The organism is Klebsiella sp. 2-CIP_Kleb., from assembly GCF_050378715.1.
In the GTDB taxonomy this organism is placed as follows: Bacteria; Pseudomonadota; Gammaproteobacteria; order Enterobacterales; family Enterobacteriaceae; genus Klebsiella; species Klebsiella quasipneumoniae.
In genome coordinates, this window is the sequence record NZ_JBNRLG010000002.1 from 316,083 (window position 1) to 330,089 (window position 14,007).

Consider the following 14,007-nt stretch of genomic DNA (forward strand, 5'->3'; position numbering starts at 1 on the left):
GCGTGGGCGGCGCCGGCCATGGCTGGCACCGCGAACCTTATATTTATGTTTTACTTACCCTGTCGCCCGGGTTCACGTCAGAACCAGGTCTCCATTTGCATACCGAACGACCATTCGCCGCCCGATTTGAACCCGTTGCTGCCTAATGCGTCGTCGTTGGCGTAGTTATCCAGCTTTTTGCTCCAGTCCATCCACGATGTATAGAAGCGGATCTCCGGGCGCGAGAAGAAGTCGCCGATGCTGCCGACCTTGAAGGTCGGGGCGAAGGTCAGCTTGTAGAAGCTGCCATTGACCGCATGGCGATCGTTGTAGCCTTCAGGCTGCAGATCCATGTACTGATAGCTGCCCTCCCAGGCGAGGGCGAAGTTCTGCGTCACTTCCTGAATCAGACGCAGGTTGAGAGTGGCCCACTGATAGCTGTCGCCATCGACATAGCGATCTTTACTGCTCTGCGCCAGCACGGCCGGGGCAATAAACCAGCGATCGCTCAGCGGGGTGGTGCCGTAGCTGGCGAAACGCCAGGTGTTGGCCCCCGGACGCAGCGCGCCGTCGGAGCCGATGCCTTTGACCTCGGCGCCCAGGCCGTGACCGTACAGCAGGGCCGTTTTGCTGGTCCCGTCGCGCAGGCCATAGAAGCTCTCATTGTGCAGACCCAGCAGGGCATGAACACCGGTGTTAGCGGCATCGCCTTTCACCAGATTGCCGTTCGCGTCCTGGCGGTCGTCATTATCTTTCGCCCGCATCCCGCTGACCATCATCTGCACCGGGCCGGCAAAGTTATTCATGCTGACGATATAGTTCTGCACGCTGTTGCTGCTGTCGGCGATATCGCCAAAGTTGCGGCCGTATAACGAGAAGTTGCTGCGCAGGCTGTCGTTCCACTTCACGTCGTAGATCCCGCCGCCGGTCCCGGCGAGGAACACCACATCCGAGTCAATCCAGTGGATATCGAAGTTGTCGCGGTCAAAGCGCTTCCCGGCCCACAGGGTCGAGCCTTTGAACGGACCCTCGAAGGTCGGCAGGTTGCCCAGCTCGACGAACGCCTGGCGCACGTTCAGGTCGCTGCTGCTCGCCGTCCAGTCGTTATAGGTGGTTTGCCCATCGGCCACCATCACTTTGAACCGGGTGGTCGCCCCGTTGTCCAGGGTCTGCTTATGTTCGAGGTTCATTTCCACATAGGTGTCGGCCTGGTTGCCCAGACGACCAATGGCGCCGCCGGTTTCCCCGGCGGGGGTCATATAGGCCCCGGATTTCGTGCTGGCGGCGGAGTCGTTCATGATCACCCCGGAGCGGGCGTAGCCGTGGAACTCAAAGCCGCCGGGCCGTTCGGCTTTTTCTTCCAGTTGGGTGGTGCGTTTGGCCACCTGCTGGGTGGTGGCCTGGGTTTGTTGCTGCTGCTGGGTTAGCTGCTGAACTTTCTGCTCCGCCGAGGCGGCGCGGCTTTCGGCAGTGCTGGCGCGAGTCTCGGCATCCTGCAGACGTTTTTCCAGGGCGGCGAGACGCGCTTCAATGCTGTTCAGGTCTGTCTGCCCATGGGCGGCGGCGGCGCCGGTTAGCAAAGCAATAAGAATGGCTAACTTCCGTTTTTTATACATGTTGGTGACATCCAAAGGTAAATCAGTGAGTGTGCTAACGTTTGCTAAACCGGTTTAGTTAATATGGTAAACATGTCGGTAATGCGGTGAAAATAAAAATTGCTAAACCGGTTTAAGAATTGTGATGTCGCCAGCAAAGTGGGCCGTTAGCCGGCCCAACGGGATCACAGCGAGCGCTGAAGATCGTCCCTGTAGGGCAGGGCGGTCATGGCGCCTTTGGCGGTGGTGGCCAGCGCGCCGCAGGTTTGCGCCAGCGTGAGGTCGGGAGCCAGGGCGGCGAGGTTGTCAGGGATACCATGGGCGGCGAGTCCGGCGAGCAGCCCGGCGACAAAGGCATCGCCGGCGCCGGTAGTATCGACGGCGACCACCGGGCGGGCAGGGAAGTGGCTAACCTGCCCGCGCAGCGCGGCCTGCACCCCCGCTTTGCCCTGGGTCACCAGCAACAGCGTCGGCTGGTAGCGGGCGTTCAGCCGGGCGATGCCGCTGACGATGTCGTCGCTGCCGCTGATAAAAGCCAGCTCCTCTTCCGAGAGTTTTATGGCGTCGGCGAGGGCCAGCGCCCGGTCGAGACAGTCGCGCAGTTCCTGCGGATCCTGCCACAGGTCGCTGCGGATATTGGGGTCGAAGCTGACATAGCCCCCGGCGCGCTTTATCGCCTCCATCGCCGCGAATGCCGTGCTGCGGCTCGGCTCCGCGCTGAGAGCGATAGAGCAAACGTGCAGCCACTGACCGGCGGCAAACGGCGGAAGATCCTCAGGCGCAAGAAACAGGTCGGCGCTCGGACGGACCATAAAGGTAAAGGTGCGCTCCCCGTGGCGATCGAGATCGACCACCACCGTGGAGGTGCGCTGCGCCGCATCGAGGTGCATATAGTTCACATCCACCTTCTCCTGCGCCAGGGTGTGACGCATAAAGCGGCCGAAGGGATCGTCGCCGACGCGGCCGATAAACCCGCTATCGCCGCCGAGCCGCGCCACGCCGACCGCGACGTTGGCCGGCGCGCCGCCGGGGCATTGCAGCAGGCGGCCCTCTCCGTCGGGCAGGAGATCGACGACCGCATCGCCGAGTACCCAGATTTTACCATTCATAGGACTAGTTCCTCTTAGCTAAACTTTGTTAAACCGTTTTAGCTAATTAAAGCACAGCCTGGCAGCAAGCGGAACGATTGGCGGACGAAAGGGCGGGGCGAGGGTGAAAAATGTGAGCCAGGCGGAATATTTCGCCACTCCAGATCTGGACTTTTCCTTCCTGACCCGCTTAGGTATAGTTCCACAGGCCGCGGTTAGCCCCGCCGCGGTGATAAAAGGTGAAGGAGTGCGTAGCGCGATGAACCCCAGTTTTGGCGATATTTACGATCGGTACCAGAAGCTGACGCTGACCACGCACCTGCCGGCGGTGATCGCCTGCAGTGAAACCCTGAGCCTGAGTAAAGACCAGCCGTTTCTGCCGCAGCCGGGCTATCTCTATTTTTTGCTGCAGGGGCAAATGACGCTGGCCTTTGGTGACGAGCAGAACCTGATCGGGATTGTTATCGCGCATATGCCGTTAGGGTTGCTGGAACATTATTGTCCGTCGGTGGCGCTCTATTATCAGTGTCTGGGCGAATGCCAGCTGGCGAAAATATCCGCCAGCGATTTTGAACGGATATTCTTTCATTCGTCGCCGGGCTATATGCAAGAGCTGACCACGATCCTGGCCTATATGGGTATATTTGCCCTTGATGCCCACTATGAACGCGGCAGCCAGACTAGCTTTCAGACTATTAAGTCGATGCTGTCGCGCTATTTATATCGCGGTGAAATCGATGGTGGGCAACATGAAAGTCTGTCGGCATTTATTATTAAACGGACCAATCTCTCGCGCAGCTATGTTTATCAGGTGCTGGCCGCCCTGCGCGAGGGGGGATATATCACGGTGAAAAAAGGCAAACTGATTTCCATCGACCGCCCTATTCCTGAGAAATTCTGATTCAGATTCGTCGGTTCCCCGACATAACGTCGCTAAAACCCGCCCGGGGAAAGCGCTAAGCGCGCGTTTTCTCCCGGCCCTGCTACGCCTGAATCTGGCCGTTTTATTTATTTAACCTTGCACTCTGGAGTTATTTTATGACCCTGGACTATGTGGCGCTGGCGATTCTGATCGCCGTGGCCTTAATACTTTTTTATGGCGTGATTGTTATTCACGATATTCCTTATGAAATCGCCAAAGAGCGGCGCCATCCTCATCAGGATGCGATTCATTATGCCGGCTGGGTCAGCTTATTTACCCTGCATGCCCTGTGGCCCTTGTTGTGGATCTGGGCGACGCTGTGGCGCGAAGACCGCGGATGGGGGATGCGCCGCATCGCCGACGACCAGCAGGTGCTGCATCAGCGTCTGGAAACGGTGGTCCAGCGGCTGGAGCAGGTGCAGCGCGAAGTGGACCTTCTGAAAGCGAAGGAGGCAAAATAATGGAAACGTTAATGTTGCTGACCTACGCCGCGCTATGCATCGTGGTGTTTAAAGTCTTCCGCATCCCGCTCAATAAGTGGACCGTGCCGACGGCGGTGCTCGGCGGTATCGCCCTGATTGGCGCGGTGATCTTCGGGATGAATTACAACTTCCCCTATACCGACGTCGGCAATCAGGTGTTTCGCACCGTACCGATTGTGTCGCAGGTGCGCGGTCGGGTGCAGAGCGTACCGGTGAGACCTAACCAGAGGCTGCATAAGGGCGATGTGCTATTTACTCTCGACCCGACGCCGTTCCAGGCAAAGGTGGACGATCTGCAGGCGCAGATTAAAGCGGCCAGCCAGGATGCGCTCTCCCTCAACGCCGCGTTAAGCCAGGCGGAGGCCGAGCTGAGCAGAGCGGTGGCTCAGCGCGACCAGTCGCGGCGGGAGTATGCCCGCTTTCGGGAGGGGCATGCCCAGGGCGCCTTCTCCGATCAAATGGTCGATACCCGTCTGCAGACGTGGAAAGCCGATGAAGCCAGCGTCAGCGCGGCTCAGGCGAAAGTGGTTCAGGCGCGTAACGCGCTGGACTCGGTGGTGAAGGGCAAAAATACCACCGTGGCCTCCCTGCTGGCGCAGTTGCAGAAGGCGCAGTTTCAGCTGGATAACACCGTCGTCCGCGCCCCGGAAGACGGCTATGTCAGCACCGTCGGCTTACGCCCTGGTACCATGTCCACCGCGCTGGGAATGCTGCCGCTGATGACCTTTGTGCCGGTGGAAGGTGACGCCTCGCGGGAGTATGTCGCGGCATTTCGCCAGAACGCCCTGCAGCGTCTGTACAAAGGCGAGCCCGCGGAGCTGATGTTTCCGGCCATCCCGGGCACCGTCTTCCGCGGGGAAGTGGCCGATGTGCTGCCGGCGATTGGCGAGAGTCAGTTTCAGGGCCAGGGCAAACTGCTGACCACGGACGCGCTCAATACCCATGGCCGGGCGCTGGTGGTACTAAAGGTGACCGATCCACGTTTTGCCGAATACGCCCTGCCGCAGGGTGCTACCCTCGAGGCGGCGGTCTACTCAGATCACCTGAAAGAGCTGTCGCTGATCAGGAAGATCCTGATCCGCATGAAGAGCTGGGAAAACTACATCTATCTCGATCACTAAGCCGGCGGGCGCGGGGAGGACCAACCATCCCCGCGCCGCGGTCAGGCCTCGCGGTCCACCAGCCCGTCAATAATCACCTGCCGCACCCCCTGCGAACAGGGTTCAATACGGCCGCGCACGCCATAGACGGCCGCCAGGGTCTCAGGGGTGATGACCGTGGCCGGGGTGCCGTCGCCGAGCAGCTGGCCCGCTTTGAGCATCAGCACGTGGTCGGCGTGACGCAGGGCAATATTGATGTCGTGCACCACCACCAGAGTCACGATGTTGCGCCGCCGGGTCTCCCGGCGCACCAGATCCATCACGTGAAACTGGTAGTTGAGGTCAAGCGCGCTGAGCGGTTCATCGAGTAGTAGCAGGCGCGGCTGGCGAATCAGCGACTGGGCGAGACCCACCAACTGTTTTTGCCCGCCGGAGAGCTGATCGAGGTAGCTCATCGCCAGGTGGGCAATTCCCAGCTGTCGCAGCAACGCCATTACCTCTTCCTGCTGCTGGGCGCTGTGGCGTCCCCCGGCGGCGCGCTGGGCCACGATAATCGACTCCAGCACATGCAGATGCACGCCGGCGGGCAGCGTCTGCGGAAGATAGACCACCTGTTCTGCGCGACGTGAGAACGGCTGCGTCAGCAGATTTTCTCCCTCCAGGCGCAGCTCGCCGCGGCAGGGGCCCAGCCCCGCCATCGCTCGCATTAACGTCGATTTACCGCTGCCGTTTGGCCCCAGCAGCGCGGTGATTTTCCCCCGCGGCAGATGGGGAACCGTCAGGTTCTCGATCACCTTGCGTCTGGGGTAGCCAGTGCTGAAGTGAGACAGCGACAGCCCGGATAACGTCTGGTCGCTCATACTTGCCCCCGGTGACGTAAAATAATGCTCAAAAAGAACGGGACCCCGACCAGGGAAGTGACGATCCCCACCGGAATAATGGCCCCCGGTATCAGGTTCTTCGAGGCGATGGAGGCCAGGGAGAGCACCAGGGCGCCGATCAGCGCGCTGGCGGGCAGGTAAAAGCGATGATCTTCGCCGAAGAGCATCCGCGCAATATGCGGCGCCACCAGGCCGATAAAGCCGATTGGCCCGACAAAGGCCACCGAAAGCGCCGACAGAATGCTGATCCGCAGCAGCGTGCTCAGGCGCAGACGGCGAACGTTAATGCCAAAGCTGATGGCCCGGTCCTCGCCCAGCCTTAGGGCGGTCAGCGCCCACGCGCTGCGCAGTGACAGGGGCATCACCAGCGCCAGGGCGACCAGCAGGATGGCGACTTTGCTCCAGGAGGCGCGGTCGATGCTGCCCATGGTCCAGAACACCAGCCCCTGCAGAGTGTCTTCATTGGCGATGAACTGCAGCATCGAGACCAGGGCGTTAAAGGTAAAGACCAGCGCGATGCCGAACAGAATGACGCCGGAGGTAGCCACCTGGGTCCAGCGGGTAATGCCATCCAGCAGCAGGGCCGCCAGCAGGGCGAAGATAAAGGCGTTGGCCGAGATAAACCACTGGCCGGGAATACCAGGCAGACCAATACCCAGCACAATCGCCAGCGCGGCGCCAAACGCCGCAGCCGAGGAGACGCCCAGGGTAAATGGGCTGGCCAGCGGGTTATTGAGGATGGTCTGCATTTCGGCACCAGCCAGTCCCAGCGCCAGACCGACGATAATCGCCATCACCGCATAGGGTAGGCGGATATCCCAGACGATGGCGCGAATGCCCGGATCGGCGCTGGCCGGATCGGTTAACGTCTGCCACAGGCTCTGCAGCGGCAGTCCGGAAGGGCCGAGCATAAAATCGAACAGCAGTGAAGCGACAATCAACAGCGCCAGCAGCAGCAACAGCAGCAGGCGGCGACGCACGATATGGCGATAATGATCCATCACGCCAGAAGACCCGGCGGGCAGCTCGTCGAGCACGGAGTCGGAGGTTAAACGCATGCCGGATTACTCGCTCTGCTGCCAGGAAAAGACGAACGGCTGGTCCGGCAGGTCGGTGAAGTGACGCACGATATAATGGTAAGTCTCATCGGGGTTGAGATCGCGGAAGGCCTGCGGATAGATATCTTTCGCCAGATATTCCATGCCGACAATATTCCACGGATGGTTATAGAAGTGGTGATAGACGCCATAGGCCCGCTTTTCCTGCACCGCCGGGATCTGGCTGACCCCCGGTCGCGCCAGCAGCGTCTGCGCCTGGGCTTTCACCGCCTCCGGCTTAACCTCATAGCCGAGGGGCAGCACCTGGCTGTTTCCGCGCTTCGAGCCGGTCATTATCCAGGCGTCGGGCTTCATGCTGATGATTTTCTCCAGCGAGACGAACCCGGAGGCGCCCGGCAGCAGCTGCGAACCGATATTGTTCGCCCCGACCGCCTCCACCAGCCCCCCCCAGCCGCTGTGGCCGTGAGTAAAGCAGCAGGCGTCGCTGTTGCCGGCCAGCGCTTCCACGAAGACGTTGGCCTTCGGCGTGATGGTCGCGGTTTTCTGGCGAATCGACTGCAGCTGCTGACGATAGTAATCGGTAAAGGCTTTGGCCTGGCTCTCGCGGTTGAGGACTTTGCCCAGCAGGTCGATGCTGGGAGCGGTATCTTTCGCCGGGTCGATCTCATAGTCGACAAACAGCACCGGAACGTGCAGGGCGCTGAGCTTGTCGATGACGCCGCTCTCCATCAGCGCTGGCCTGGCGCGCAGCTGGGCGATCATCAGATCCGGCTGGCGGGCGATGACGCTTTCAAGATCGACATTCCCCTTGTCGCTGAAGCCCATGTCAAGGATCGTGGCCGACTGCGGCCACGTCGTTTTCAGCATCTGCCAGGTGGCAACGTCCTGCTTTTTCGCCAGATTATTCCATGCCACCAGCCGCTTAAACGGATTGTCCCGGTCCAGCAGGGCGAGGGTCATAATGTCGCGGCCATCCTGCAAAATAATACGCTGCGGCTCTTTAGCCAGGGTGACCTGCCGGCCGTCAAGGTCGGTAACCGTCAGAGGATATTGGGTCGCATAGCTGAAGAAGGGAGTCGCGATCAGCGCAGTAAGCAACAGCGATCTTACTGATTTTCTTGCCATAAAATGAGTTCCGTTTGCCAATTTATAAATATAATGATTCTGAGAATTATTCTCGAGTAAACGTCAACGGCAAGTATATCAAGCGCAAATTTCACGAAATGTAACAAACATGTTGGAAATTATGCCAACGCCGACAGGGCGCGCAGCGGCAGCATTTTCTGCCATGGTTGCAGGTCGAAGACGTTTTTCAGGCTAATTCCTAATGTCATCCCCGGTTCGTTGTGCCATCCTGAATACGACTCATAACACGACACGTGAGAGAGGATATTATGAAAAAAGCAATGATTGCGTTATCGGCTATTCTGGTTGCGGCTCCGGTTTTTGCTGCGACAACACATGCAACAGATGATACCGTCGCGGCGGCCAATGCCAACGCCAACACCGCTAAAGAGAAGCTGCACCAGGCCCAGCACGAGGGCGAAGAGCAGCAGCTGAAGGCGAAACATGCGGCCGAAGGCAAACAGGATAGCGTCGGCAGCCAGGTGAGCGAAGGCGCGCAGAAGACCTGGAACAAGACCAAAGAAGGAACTGAGAAAGGTTGGGATAAGACCAAAGAGGTCAGCGAAAAAGGTTGGAACGCCACCAAATCCGGCGCAGAAAAGGGCTGGGATAAAACCAAAACCGGCGCTGAAGAGTTAAAAAATAAAGTGACTGAGTAAGTCCTGATATCAGTCTGAATAAAGGTCGCGAGAGCGGCCTTTTTTATTGCTCGTACTCCCCCATAATGCCTTCCCCGACAGCAGAAACCCCAGATGCCAGGAATCGTCCTGGTTAAGCGGATACTCACTCTTTCTTCACATTTTCCCGTTACAAAGAACTTCAATCAGGAGGTGTACGATGAAAAAGATGATTTCTCTGGCGGTAATATTATCCACTGTGCTGAGCGTCCAGGCCTTTGCCGATGGCCCAAACGACGGCCATCGTCCGGGGCAGCCAACGGTGTGGCAGAACGGTCCGGATCATAATGGGCATGCGCCGCAGGGCGGACCTGACGCGCATCGTCAGGGTGACCATGACCTGCGTGGCCCGGATCGTGACGGGCATGACAAGCGCGATCAGGCACGGCATGAGCAGGACCATTTCGCCTGGCGCGGTAACGATTTCCGCAAAGGCCACCCGGCTCCGGCGCCGTTCCGTGGCGATGAGTATCGCGTCCGCGACTGGAGCGACCGCGGCCTGCCGCCCCCGCCGGAGGGCCATCACTGGTCCTATATCGACGGTAACTATGTGCTGATCGCCGCGGCGACCGGGATCATCACCTCGATTCTGGTGAGCGGCGCCCTCGGCCACTAAATGCACGTCTCCCAACGCCGGGCAGGGAACACCTGACTCGGCGATGGATCACCGCCGGGGCTACGGGTTCAGTTTGTCATCCGGCCAGTATTTATAGCCATTGACCATCGCCTGGGCGGCCAGCCCCTTGTCGGTGATTTCATAGACGTTCACTTTTGACGGCAGCGAGGAGGTGTCCTTCGCTACGCCGTTCGCGGAGGCGGCGATCGGCGCGATGCCTTTGTCATCATATTTCGCCGCGGCGTTCGCATCGGCGCCGACCATATATCCCTGGCGGATAAAGGTCTCCAGGGCCGCTTTATCATGGAAAACCAGCACCGTGCGTTGCTGTTTAATCCCCATCCCCAGGCCGGCGCCGCCCTGGGCCATTTTCATATAGGTGTCCTTCCCGGTGGCCTTATCCCGCACCACGCCGTAGCCGCTGCCAAATCCGAACAGCAGGATCTTGCTGCTGTTGTTGGCGAAGACCGCATAACCCTTCGCATGCTGAATATCGCTGCGGGCCTCGGGCTGGAGGGTGTAAAGTTTATTGAGGGTTTCGTTGCGCATCTTCTGAATACTGGCCCGCTGCTGGCTGGCGGTATCCCCCTGCGCGCTGCAACCCGCCAGCGCGGTCATGGCGACGAGGAAAAGCGTCTGTAATCTCATAGAATTTTTTTTATTTAAATCTGAATACGGCTGGAAATAGTAGGGTAAATAACGGTTAATCCTCCATAAAATAAACGTTTATTTTTAAATTTCACCGTTTCGAATGCTTTTTGCACTGCCGTGAACGCATTATTAAATAAGATGCCGTCATTTCCGATATTAGAAATCCTGCTTGCATAAAGTTTTCACCACGATACCGTGTTAAGTCCTTACGATATTTCCCGGAGAGCGGCATGAGTGATTATGTAATTCCAGAAATTAAAGCGACGGAAGCGGAAATGATTTCTCTGCGTCATTATTTACATGCCAATCCGGAATTAAGTCTGGAAGAGTTTAATACCAGCGAACTGGTCGCCAGCAAGCTGACCGAGTGGGGCTATCAGGTGACGCGCGGCCTTGGCAAGACCGGGGTGGTCGGCAGCCTGAGCAAAGGCGATTCGCCGCGCACCATCGGCCTACGCGCCGATATGGACGCACTGCCGATCGAGGAAACCACCGGTTTACCCTGGGCCAGTACGGTGTCGGGGAAAATGCACGCCTGCGGTCATGACGGCCATACCACCATTCTGCTGGCGGCGGCGAAATACATCGCCTCGCCGGCCTGTCAGTTCAATGGCACGGTGCATCTGATTTTTCAGCCGGCGGAAGAGGCTATCGGCGGCGCCGATTTAATGATTAAAGACGGCCTGTTTGAGCAGTTCCCCTGCGAACGCATTTTCGGTCTGCACAACATGCCGGGGTTGCCGGTGGGCAAGCTGGGCTTCTACGCCGGCAACTTTATGGCCTCGGCGGATACCGTCAAAATCACCCTTACCGGCTACGGCGGCCACGGCGCCCATCCGGAGCGCACCGTCGACCCGATTGTCGCCGGCGCGGCGCTGGTGATGGCCCTGCAGAGCATCGTGGCGCGCAACGTGCCGCCGGGCGAAACGGCGGTGGTCAGCGTCGGCACCTTCCAGGCTGGTATCGCCTCCAACGTCATTCCGGAGAGCGCGGTGATGGAGCTCAGCGTGCGGGCGATGAAGCCGGAAATCCGCGACCTGCTGATCAAACGTATTCACGAGCTCAGCGAATTTACCGCTAAAAGCTATGGCGCCAGCAGCGCGGTGGAGGTTTACGACTCCTACCCGGTATTAACCAACAGCCCTGAAGAGACTGACTTCGCCCGGGCGCTGGCTCTGGAGGTGTTTGGCCACGAAGGGGTGCTGGAGTCGGTCTCGCCGATGAACGCCAGCGAGGATTTCGCTTTTATGCTGCGCGAACGTCCGGGCTGCTACTTCCTGCTGGGCAACGGCGAGAAGGGGGAGAAAGGCGGCTGCATGGTGCATAACCCCGGCTACGACTTCAACGATGACATTATCACCACCGGCGCGACGCTGTTCGCCCGTCTGGTGGAAAAGCACTGCCGTTAACCTCTGGAGAAGAACTGGAATGAAAAAATCACTACTGCTATGGCTGGCGTTAATGGCGTCGACGTCGGCGCTGGCCGAAGGGGGAAAGGCGATCCGCTTTGGCGTCGACCCGACCTTCGCGCCGTTTGAATGGAAGGATCCGCAGGGCAAGCTGGCGGGGTTTGATATCGATTTAGGCAACGCCATTTGCCAGCAGCTGCAGGCGAAATGCGTGTGGGTGGAAAGCAATTTCGACGGCATTATCCCGGCGCTGAAGGCGCGGAAATTCGACGCCATCCTTTCCGGAATGTACATGACCGAGAAGCGTAAAGCGCAGATTGCCTTTAGCGACAAGCTGTATAACGGGCCGGTGTTCCTCGTGGCGCGTAAAAATACCCTGCAAGGCAATACGCCGGAGCAGCTGAAGGGCAAAACCATTGGCGTCGAGCAGGGCTCGGCGCAGGAGACTTACGTTAATCAGCACTGGCGTCCGCAGGGGATCAACATTGTGGCCTACCAGGGGGCCGATAGCGTGGTGCGCGATCTGGAGTCCGGGCGCATCGACGGCGCGGTACTCTCCGGCATGATGGCCGACTACAGCTTCCTGCAGCAGCCGCAGGGTAAGGAATTCGCCTTTGTCGGCGGCCATCTGCAGGATGATACGCTGTTTGGCGCCGGGGCGGCTATCGGCTTACGTAAAGACGATGAGGCGCTGCGTCAGGAAATAAACGGCGCGATTGCGAAGATCCTTGCCGACGGCACCTATAAAAAATTAGCCAGCAAATATTTTAGCTTTGATGTTTATTCCGGGACATAATGTCTGAGTGTACCCGCGGGCATGGATCGCCCGCCGTAAGATTCCTTTTCTGATTATCCAATCGACCTCCTCTCCTGACCCCTGTGGTTACCTGAGGGAAGCAGAATATAAGCTAAGGAGTACTCGGCATGATGACACGTCCCTTGGGCAAAACCGGATTTTCCATCGCCCCGTTAGTGTTTGGCGGTAACGTCTTTGGCTGGACCATTGATGAAAAAACCAGTTTTGCCCTTCTTGATGCTTTTGTTGACCACGGCTTTGACGCTATCGATACGGCGGATGTTTATTCCCGCTGGGCAGAGGGCAACCAGGGCGGCGAATCCGAAACCATTATTGGCCGCTGGCTGCAGGCGCGCCCCGGCATGCGCGATAAAGTCAAAATTTTCACCAAAGTCGGCTCCGATCTCGGCCTTCCAGGCCATAAGGGACTCAGCAAAGCCTGGATCCAGCAGGCGGTAGACGACTCCCTGCGCCGCCTCAATACCGACTATATCGATCTCTACTTTTCCCACTGGCCGGATCCGCAAACCCCGGTAGCGGAAACGCTGGAGGCTTTCCACAGCCTGCAACAGGCGGGGAAAATTCGCGCGATGGGGGCCTCTAACCTCGATGCAATGCAGCTGGCGGGGGCGCTGGAGGTAGCGCGCAAGGGCGGCTTGCCTGCCTGGCAGGTGCTGCAGCCGGAATATAACCTCTACCACCGCTCCGCGTTTGAAGGCGCGCTGTGCGATCTCTGCGTCAGCCGCGATATCGGGGTGGTGACCTACTACAGCCTGGCCTCGGGATTCTTAACCGGTAAGTACCGTCAGCCGTCGGACCTGGCGCAGAGCCAGCGCGGAGGAGGGATTGGTAAGTACCTGAATCCGCGCGGGATGCGGATTATCGATACCCTGGTGGCGGTCGCGGATGAGCAGGGGGCGAAGCCGGCGGAAGTGGCCCTCGCGTGGCTGATCGGCCGCGAAGGGGTGACCGCGCCGATCGCCAGCGCCACCAGCGTGGCCCAGGTGGAAAGTTTTGCCCGCGCGGCGGCGCTGAGCCTGAGCGCGGAGCAGGTGGCGCGACTGGACAGCGCCAGCGCCTGAGTCACGCCCTCTTCCCGGCGGGGAGAGGGTGGACAAATGGCGCGGACCGCAGGCCGGGTAAGGCGCAGCCGCCACCCGGCGAAATAACGGCACAATCGTCAATTTCCCTGTTTGCAATGCGCCTGGCAGGGCTACAACTTCTATGTGATTTCCGGACAGATTGCGCTCCCGATATGTCTTCTGCGCTATGTCTCTTATGGCGCTGGGAGCGCACAGGGGGCGGCCAGTCGCCGCCGCCCCCTGTACCCCCGGGCTCCGGCCAGCAAAATCGCCGCTGCGCGGTCCCTTCGACTTATCCCTGCAGGCTCCGGGTCGGGCCGAGGCAGCGTCCGTGCAAAACACGGCCCTCAGCCCGCATCCATGCGGGCTGCCCCGGCCTTCCGGGAACGTCTCAGCGATTTTGAGGCCGTCAGCACCGGCAGTTTCAGTCGTGCAAGTGGGTAAATCAAGGACAGGTCGCACGAATCCCGTAGGCCGGGTAAGGCGTAGCCGCCACCCGGCAACATGACGGGCAGGGGGCCTGAAAGCGTGCCCGGCGGCGCCCCT

General features: G+C 59.3%; 14 protein-coding genes. 8 read left to right on the forward strand and 6 right to left on the reverse strand.

Features of this window, described 5'->3' with window-relative positions:
• Window positions 1–77: 77 nt before the first annotated feature.
• Window positions 78–1,595, reverse strand: a complete 1,518-nt coding sequence (locus ACQUTP_RS09490) for a carbohydrate porin (protein WP_004202408.1) — start codon at window positions 1,593–1,595, stop codon at window positions 78–80.
• A gap of 164 nt (window positions 1,596–1,759) precedes the next feature.
• The gene (locus ACQUTP_RS09495; protein WP_285755608.1) at window positions 1,760–2,683 is read right to left on the reverse strand and encodes an aminoimidazole riboside kinase; all 924 of its coding nucleotides are present in this window, start codon (window positions 2,681–2,683) and stop codon (window positions 1,760–1,762) included.
• A gap of 238 nt (window positions 2,684–2,921) precedes the next feature.
• Here ACQUTP_RS09495 and ACQUTP_RS09500 point away from each other — a divergent pair, with 238 nt between their 5' ends.
• The 3 genes from ACQUTP_RS09500 to ACQUTP_RS09510 all read left to right on the forward strand — a co-directional run bounded on the left by ACQUTP_RS09500 (window position 2,922) and on the right by ACQUTP_RS09510 (window position 5,187).
• Window positions 2,922–3,563, forward strand: coding sequence for a Crp/Fnr family transcriptional regulator (locus ACQUTP_RS09500; protein ID WP_072206897.1), 642 nt, complete (start codon window positions 2,922–2,924; stop codon window positions 3,561–3,563).
• Window positions 3,564–3,700: 137 nt separating this feature from the next.
• Window positions 3,701–4,045 (forward strand): DUF3302 domain-containing protein, encoded by a 345-nt coding sequence (locus tag ACQUTP_RS09505; RefSeq protein ID WP_004202413.1) that lies wholly within the window; start codon window positions 3,701–3,703, stop codon window positions 4,043–4,045.
• Window positions 4,045–5,187, forward strand: a complete 1,143-nt coding sequence (locus ACQUTP_RS09510) for an HlyD family secretion protein (protein WP_017898797.1) — start codon at window positions 4,045–4,047, stop codon at window positions 5,185–5,187. The genes ACQUTP_RS09505 and ACQUTP_RS09510 overlap by 1 nt, the downstream gene beginning before the upstream one ends.
• A gap of 41 nt (window positions 5,188–5,228) precedes the next feature.
• Here ACQUTP_RS09510 and ACQUTP_RS09515 read toward each other — a convergent pair whose 3' ends face one another.
• From ACQUTP_RS09515 to ACQUTP_RS09525, 3 genes are read right to left on the reverse strand one after another with little or no spacing between them, the layout of a single operon-like run.
• Window positions 5,229–6,026: an ABC transporter ATP-binding protein gene (locus ACQUTP_RS09515; protein WP_285755610.1), complete on the reverse strand. Its 798-nt coding sequence runs from the start codon at window positions 6,024–6,026 to the stop codon at window positions 5,229–5,231.
• Window positions 6,023–7,051, reverse strand: a complete 1,029-nt coding sequence (locus ACQUTP_RS09520) for a FecCD family ABC transporter permease (RefSeq protein WP_074194124.1) — start codon at window positions 7,049–7,051, stop codon at window positions 6,023–6,025. Before ACQUTP_RS09520 ends, ACQUTP_RS09515 begins: the two co-directional genes overlap by 4 nt.
• A 60-nt stretch (window positions 7,052–7,111) precedes the next feature.
• Complete coding sequence (locus ACQUTP_RS09525) at window positions 7,112–8,230, reverse strand: ABC transporter substrate-binding protein (protein WP_017898794.1); 1,119 nt, start codon at window positions 8,228–8,230, stop codon at window positions 7,112–7,114.
• Between the two features lie 269 nt (window positions 8,231–8,499).
• Here ACQUTP_RS09525 and ACQUTP_RS09530 point away from each other — a divergent pair, with 269 nt between their 5' ends.
• The gene (locus tag ACQUTP_RS09530; protein ID WP_002892699.1) at window positions 8,500–8,889 is read left to right on the forward strand and encodes a hypothetical protein; all 390 of its coding nucleotides are present in this window, start codon (window positions 8,500–8,502) and stop codon (window positions 8,887–8,889) included.
• A gap of 178 nt (window positions 8,890–9,067) precedes the next feature.
• Window positions 9,068–9,523 carry an RcnB family protein gene (locus ACQUTP_RS09535; RefSeq protein WP_109882863.1) on the forward strand — a complete coding sequence of 152 codons (456 nt, stop codon included), beginning with the start codon at window positions 9,068–9,070 and terminating at the stop codon, window positions 9,521–9,523.
• A gap of 60 nt (window positions 9,524–9,583) precedes the next feature.
• On the opposite strand, the gene ACQUTP_RS09540 is transcribed toward ACQUTP_RS09535, so the two are convergent.
• A complete protein-coding gene (locus ACQUTP_RS09540; protein WP_048323237.1) occupies window positions 9,584–10,171 on the reverse strand; it encodes a YSC84-related protein in 588 nt (195 codons plus the stop codon).
• Between the two features lie 233 nt (window positions 10,172–10,404).
• On the opposite strand from ACQUTP_RS09540, the gene ACQUTP_RS09545 reads away from it, so the two are divergent.
• The 3 genes from ACQUTP_RS09545 (at window position 10,405) to ACQUTP_RS09555 (ending at window position 13,461) form a co-directional block, all read left to right on the forward strand.
• On the forward strand, window positions 10,405–11,583 hold the full coding sequence (locus ACQUTP_RS09545; protein ID WP_043519414.1) for a M20 aminoacylase family protein: 1,179 nt from the start codon (window positions 10,405–10,407) through the stop codon (window positions 11,581–11,583).
• A 19-nt stretch (window positions 11,584–11,602) separates the two neighbouring features.
• Entirely contained in the window at window positions 11,603–12,379 is a 777-nt protein-coding gene (locus ACQUTP_RS09550; protein WP_023319890.1) for an ABC transporter substrate-binding protein, read from the forward strand.
• A gap of 128 nt (window positions 12,380–12,507) precedes the next feature.
• Entirely contained in the window at window positions 12,508–13,461 is a 954-nt protein-coding gene (locus ACQUTP_RS09555; RefSeq protein ID WP_008805510.1) for an aldo/keto reductase, read from the forward strand.
• Window positions 13,462–14,007 lie beyond the last annotated feature (546 nt).

What these genes read in the sequence shown, in the direction of transcription:
- ACQUTP_RS09490 (WP_004202408.1), bottom strand. Translation starts at nt 1,595, where the DNA reads ATGTATAAAAAACGGAAGTTAGCCATTCTTATTGCTTTGCTAACCGGC.
- ACQUTP_RS09495 (WP_285755608.1), bottom strand. Translation starts at nt 2,683, where the DNA reads ATGAATGGTAAAATCTGGGTACTCGGCGATGCGGTCGTCGATCTCCTG.
- ACQUTP_RS09500 (WP_072206897.1), top strand. Translation starts at nt 2,922, where the DNA reads ATGAACCCCAGTTTTGGCGATATTTACGATCGGTACCAGAAGCTGACG.
- ACQUTP_RS09505 (WP_004202413.1), top strand. Translation starts at nt 3,701, where the DNA reads ATGACCCTGGACTATGTGGCGCTGGCGATTCTGATCGCCGTGGCCTTA.
- ACQUTP_RS09510 (WP_017898797.1), top strand. Translation starts at nt 4,045, where the DNA reads ATGGAAACGTTAATGTTGCTGACCTACGCCGCGCTATGCATCGTGGTG.
- ACQUTP_RS09515 (WP_285755610.1), bottom strand. Translation starts at nt 6,026, where the DNA reads ATGAGCGACCAGACGTTATCCGGGCTGTCGCTGTCTCACTTCAGCACT.
- ACQUTP_RS09525 (WP_017898794.1), bottom strand. Translation starts at nt 8,230, where the DNA reads ATGGCAAGAAAATCAGTAAGATCGCTGTTGCTTACTGCGCTGATCGCG.
- ACQUTP_RS09530 (WP_002892699.1), top strand. Translation starts at nt 8,500, where the DNA reads ATGAAAAAAGCAATGATTGCGTTATCGGCTATTCTGGTTGCGGCTCCG.
- ACQUTP_RS09535 (WP_109882863.1), top strand. Translation starts at nt 9,068, where the DNA reads ATGAAAAAGATGATTTCTCTGGCGGTAATATTATCCACTGTGCTGAGC.
- ACQUTP_RS09540 (WP_048323237.1), bottom strand. Translation starts at nt 10,171, where the DNA reads ATGAGATTACAGACGCTTTTCCTCGTCGCCATGACCGCGCTGGCGGGT.
- ACQUTP_RS09545 (WP_043519414.1), top strand. Translation starts at nt 10,405, where the DNA reads ATGAGTGATTATGTAATTCCAGAAATTAAAGCGACGGAAGCGGAAATG.
- ACQUTP_RS09550 (WP_023319890.1), top strand. Translation starts at nt 11,603, where the DNA reads ATGAAAAAATCACTACTGCTATGGCTGGCGTTAATGGCGTCGACGTCG.
- ACQUTP_RS09555 (WP_008805510.1), top strand. Translation starts at nt 12,508, where the DNA reads ATGATGACACGTCCCTTGGGCAAAACCGGATTTTCCATCGCCCCGTTA.